The sequence below is a fragment of the Oleiphilus sp. HI0043 genome, from assembly GCF_001634935.1.
Genome location: NZ_LWEY01000828.1, coordinates 1 through 4,987 on the forward strand (window position 1 = coordinate 1; position 4,987 = coordinate 4,987).

Here is a 4,987-nt window from a genome sequence, read left to right on the forward strand (position 1 = left end):
ACTGTAAATTCATCACCACTGATACGAGCAATGCTATCGTTTTGCCTTACATGCTCATTCAAGCGCTTGGCGACGGATTTTAGAATCTCGTCACCGGCCTGATGACCTAGGGAGTCATTAATGGTTTTGAAGTTATCTATATCAATAAACAACAATGCAGCTTTTACCATATTACGTTTGGCATTTTGAATTGCTGACTCGAGCCTCTTCTGGAATAGTACCCGATTTTCTAGACCTGTCAGCGGGTCGTATAAAGCCATACGTTCCATTTCATCGTGATGATTCTTGATATCGGTGATATCTTCGAAAGTAATCACATAGTGAGATATTTCTGAGGTTTCTTGATAGGGATGGCTTTTAAGCAATGAAATACTGGTCTTCATCCAATGCGTGTCACCATTTGCATCGGTGCACTTGAGTTTACTCTGAATCAGACCTTCGGTATTAGGCGATAAGCTTTGTGTACTCAACTCCTGAGAGGAGATCGGGGGAAGGGAAAGTTTGTTTTCCAGTATCGAAATTGGCTGCCCCTCCAGCTTCATATCACAGCTACCAGTAAGCTTTAGAAATGCCTTACTGGCATAACTAATTGTGTGCTCCTTATCTATAATTAATACTGTACTATCACTACTCTCAATCGCTTGGGATAAGAGTTGCAGTGATACTTCACGCTTTTTACGCTGATTTATTTCTTCCGTAAGTTCGTAGTTTATTTTGTTGATGGTTTCTGTTCTGGAAATTATTCGTTTCTCAAGCTCAGTGTTGAGCGTATGCAGCTCATCCTCTTTGTCTTTTAATTGTTTAGTATAAACAATTAATTCCCGATTAGCCTTGGTGAGATACATTGTTTTCTCACTAACAGCGCGTTTCAGGTTTTTATTGACATAGAATAAGATTGAAATAAAGGCTGCGCCAATAACAAATATAATACTGGAAACTTGGAGTACCTGACGCGTCAGTTGGCTGGCTTCATTTAGTTCAGGAGAGTAAATGAAACGCTCGTGGTTCAATTCGCCAGTGCTCATGCCAAGATCGGTAAACGAGTCAGCGATGTGCTGCCACCTTCCTGGGTTCATGTGTCCCAGATCCACCAGTTTGGGAACGATTAGACGAATGGTCTCCTGAGCTTCATGGCGGAGTTCTTCAATGCTGAGTTCTGATTGATACTTATTCTTGATGAGCTCAATAAGCTCATCTGGATTCTCAATAGCGTAACGCCAGCCGTCAATACTGGCTTTTCTAATGGCTTTCACTTCATCGCTATGCTCATCAACTTTAGACTCTGTGCTAAATAACACGTCTCCGTAATAGTCTATTCCGTAAACACGAGGGTCTATAAGGTTGTATTCGACACCTCTTTGTCTCAGCTGGAAGGGTTGATCGGTTATATAACCAACCATTGCATCGACTTTTTCATCGATTAAATCCTGAATATTGTAGGATAAGGGCACCGACTCAATTTGTGACTCATTAATCCCTTCTTTCTTTAACAGTCCTAACGTATTTGAACCGTAATGTCCCTCTGGGTACATCACGCGTTTACCGATTAAGTCTTGTGGAGTTAGCAGATTATTCTTCTTTAAAGTCATCAATACGATTGGCGAGTGTTGAATAATGGCTGCTAATGCGACGAGAGGATTGCCGTTCAGGTGATAGAGCACAAGCTCAGCATTGGCTATGCCATAATCAGCCTTACCCTCAAGCACTTCTGTGATGGGGTTTATATCAGGACCGGCAGCTCTGATCTCGACGTTGTAACCGGCATCTTGGTAATAGCCATTTTCCAGGGCTGCGTAGAATCCTGCAAATTGAAATTGGTGTTTCCACTTCAGTTGTATACTGACATTTTTGAGTGATGGGCTGAGATGCTCATCTGCGTAAGCGCTTGTGGAGCCAATCAACATACTCAGATACAGAAGAAAGAATAACGAGACGGTTGATGTGCCTCTAGCAACCCGTAGCGCTATACTGGGCAATATCTGTACGTGGGCGTTGCTTGCTTTCTTTGTTATGTTATTCAAAGTTAAAAGTCTACTGGTTAAAGGTAATAGCCGCGTATTTGGAAGGCCAAAGCAATCTTTTAAGTGTAGTTCAAAAAAACACCAGCTGCAGAGTTACGAGCTTAAAAATAATGTAAATTTATTGGGGGAATTATCAGGTATTAATAAGTCTTTGTGCCAGATCAAGGCATTGGATAAGAAGTTTGTTCATAGTATGAGTTATAGATTTTGTTTTGAAGCTGATTCAGAAAGCACCATTGATACAGAGTACGGATAGATGGGAATTGATATAGATAAGAGCAGTTTTGCAGAAAGTGATTATCGAGACTTTGAAAAAAAACTGCAGACCAACCTTTCCAGCTTGAGCTCCCTATTGTCACAGACAGGCTTTGGAAAAAAGAAACCGGGTAGTGCTATTTTGGGTGCCGAGCTCGAAATGTATATTGTTGATAGCAAGGGAGAGCCCTTGTTGCTGAATCAAGAAATCTTAGATGCTGCTGATGACAAACAACTGACTCTGGAGATTAACCGCTATAACCTGGAATATAACCTGACTCCATATTCCCTGTCGGATGCGCCGTTTAAGTCGACAGAAAATGAGATTTGCCGCCAGCTGTCGAAGCTAAATGATATTGCTGCAAAATATGAAGGTCGCATATTTCCTGTCGGTATACTTCCTACGCTGGATAATTCTCATTTCGGGCCTGTTTGTATGACGGACCGCCAGCGTTATAGAACCTTGGTTGAGCAATTGTTTGAACGTCGTGGGCGTGAATTTGAAATTGATATTAACGGTAGACCTCCTTTACAAATGGATATGCAGGACGTTACCTTGGAAGGTGCGAATACTTCATTCCAGATTCATTATCGAGTCGACCCTGAAGACTATGCAAATACCTTCAATGCCTTTCAAATGGTGACGCCTTTAGTGTTAGCTTTAGGTGCTAATTCACCCGGTTTATTTGGTCACGACCTCTGGTGTGAAACACGAGTACCTTTGTTTAAGCAGTCTATCGATACGCGAATAAAAGATAGATACCGATGGAACGAGCCTTCTAGGGTAAGTTTTGGGCAAGGCTGGGTACGCCGCTCTGCTTTGGAATTATTTCAGGAAACAGCTTCGATATTTTCACCTTTATTGCCAATATGCAGTGAACAGGACCCAGAAGCCCAGATGGCAGAAGGGAAAGCACCTAGCTTATCAGAGTTGCGACTTCATCAAAGCTCTGTTTGGTTGTGGAATCGACCGGTATATGACGATGCTGATGAAGGCCATTTACGGATAGAACTAAGGTCTTTGCCCGCTGGGCCCAGCGCGGTTGATATGGTTGCCAATGCAGCACTGTATATCGGTCTGGCAGAGTACTATCGCGACAAAATGAATGAGCTGATGCCTGCTTTACCTTTTCATTTAGCGGAGTTTAACTTCTATCGCGCCGCGCAATTTGGCTTGGGTGCACGAATCGTTTGGCCAGACCCTCAGCGTTCAGGTTGTCGTGATCAGCCCATTATCGATATTCTTTCCCAAAGCATTGATCATGCAGAGCAGGGCTTGCGTAGTATCGGTGTTGAAGATGAGGAAGCAGGCTATTATCTATCCATTGTTAAAAAGCGTCTTGAGTCAAAGCAGAACGGAGCAGTATGGCAAAGAGAGAGAACCGCTTATTATCAGAATGAAAAGTCTTATAGCTCTGACAAAGCAAGAAAAGCAATGCTAGAAGACTATATTGCTTACAGCCTAGACAACATTCCAGTGGGTGAATGGCCTTTAACGTAACAATTATTGGATATAAGAATGAGTATAGAGTTAAACAGATTTTGTGACCCAGACCCAAGCTCAATTGGTGAGGATATCTATCAGTTTCTTGATTACTTGGGAGGCCCTTCAGAAATCCTGCTGTCAGGAGATGACACCACTCGAACGCGAGCATTTGTAACGCTACTGCATGGCAATGAACCTTCAGGCCTTATTGCCTTATTTAAATGGTTGAAGTCGGGACTTAAGCCAGCGGTGAATGTCGTTTGCATTGTGGCTTCAGTATCAGCGGCTAGCTTGGAGCCTTCATTCAGTCATCGTGTCTTCGCTCGTCAGCGTGACCTGAATCGCTGCTTTAAAGAACCCTTTGATGATGAACCTGGCTATCTCGCCGCTGAGATTCTAGAGACTTTAAAGCGCTATAAACCTGAAAGCTTGATCGATATGCATAACACCTCGGGCTCAGGCCCTTCATTTGCGGTGGCGATCTACGAAGATCCTCAGCATGATGCTTTGACAGAATTGTTTACTAAACGCCTCATCGTGACTCACCTACGTTTAGGGGCTCTGATGGAGGTCACCGAATACCTTTGCCCAACTGTGACGATTGAATGTGGAGGGCGTTTAGATGAGTCTGCGCACCAGATTGCTTGGGAGGGCTTAAATCGTTATTTTCGTTTAGAAAGTGTCTTGGCAGGCCAAGAAAGTCAAGAGAGCTTGGAGGTGCTTACTAATCCGGTAAGGCTCGAACTAAAGGATGATTGTCGTCTAAGGTATGGCGAGAAATTAAGTGAAGAATCTGATTTGTGTTTGCTACCCAGTATAGAGCAATTGAATTCAGGTATTACTGTTAAAGATACGCAGTTGGGTTGGGTCGCAACAGATGATCTGAAAGCTGTATTTTCTTCAAAAAATAGTCGAGAAGAATGTGTGGTAAATGAGTTGGTTTATATCAAAGACGGCGGATTGTTTGCTAAACGAGACTTAAAGCTCTTTATGATCACTAATAATCCGGAAATCGCCAAGATGGATTGTCTATTTTATGCAGTAAGGGACTGTGGTTCAGAGGTTGTTGCGGAATTATCTTAGTGGCCCGCTTACAAGTTGAACCCAGATTTTACTGGGTTCAACAAGAAATTAAAGGAACGCATTTGTGCCTTATTTTTTAGCTTCCGGGTGAAGAGACTTACCTAGTATATGGCTGTCTTCTTCGATAACTGATGATGCTTGG

Annotated in this window: 3 protein-coding genes; 2 read left to right on the forward strand and 1 reads right to left on the reverse strand. The window is 42.8% G+C overall.

All coding sequences use genetic code 11. The features are described from left to right. The coding region (locus A3729_RS09370) for an ABC transporter substrate-binding protein (RefSeq protein WP_156497840.1) at nucleotides 1–2,021 on the reverse strand (2,021 nt) is incomplete at its 3' end. A 256-nt stretch (nucleotides 2,022–2,277) separates the two neighbouring features. Between A3729_RS09370 and A3729_RS09380 the strand changes: the two genes are divergently transcribed. Further along, a complete protein-coding gene (locus A3729_RS09380) occupies nucleotides 2,278–3,777 on the forward strand; it encodes a glutamate--cysteine ligase (RefSeq protein WP_068515142.1) in 1,500 nt (499 codons plus the stop codon). Between the two features lie 18 nt (nucleotides 3,778–3,795). Then, complete coding sequence (locus A3729_RS09385; protein ID WP_068515139.1) at nucleotides 3,796–4,845, forward strand: succinylglutamate desuccinylase/aspartoacylase family protein; 1,050 nt, start codon at nucleotides 3,796–3,798, stop codon at nucleotides 4,843–4,845. Nucleotides 4,846–4,987 lie beyond the last annotated feature (142 nt).

Excerpts from the sequence above, each read along its gene's own strand:
- A3729_RS09380 (WP_068515142.1), top strand. The coding sequence starts at position 2,278 with ATGGGAATTGATATAGATAAGAGCAGTTTTGCAGAAAGTGATTATCGA.
- A3729_RS09385 (WP_068515139.1), top strand. The coding sequence starts at position 3,796 with ATGAGTATAGAGTTAAACAGATTTTGTGACCCAGACCCAAGCTCAATT.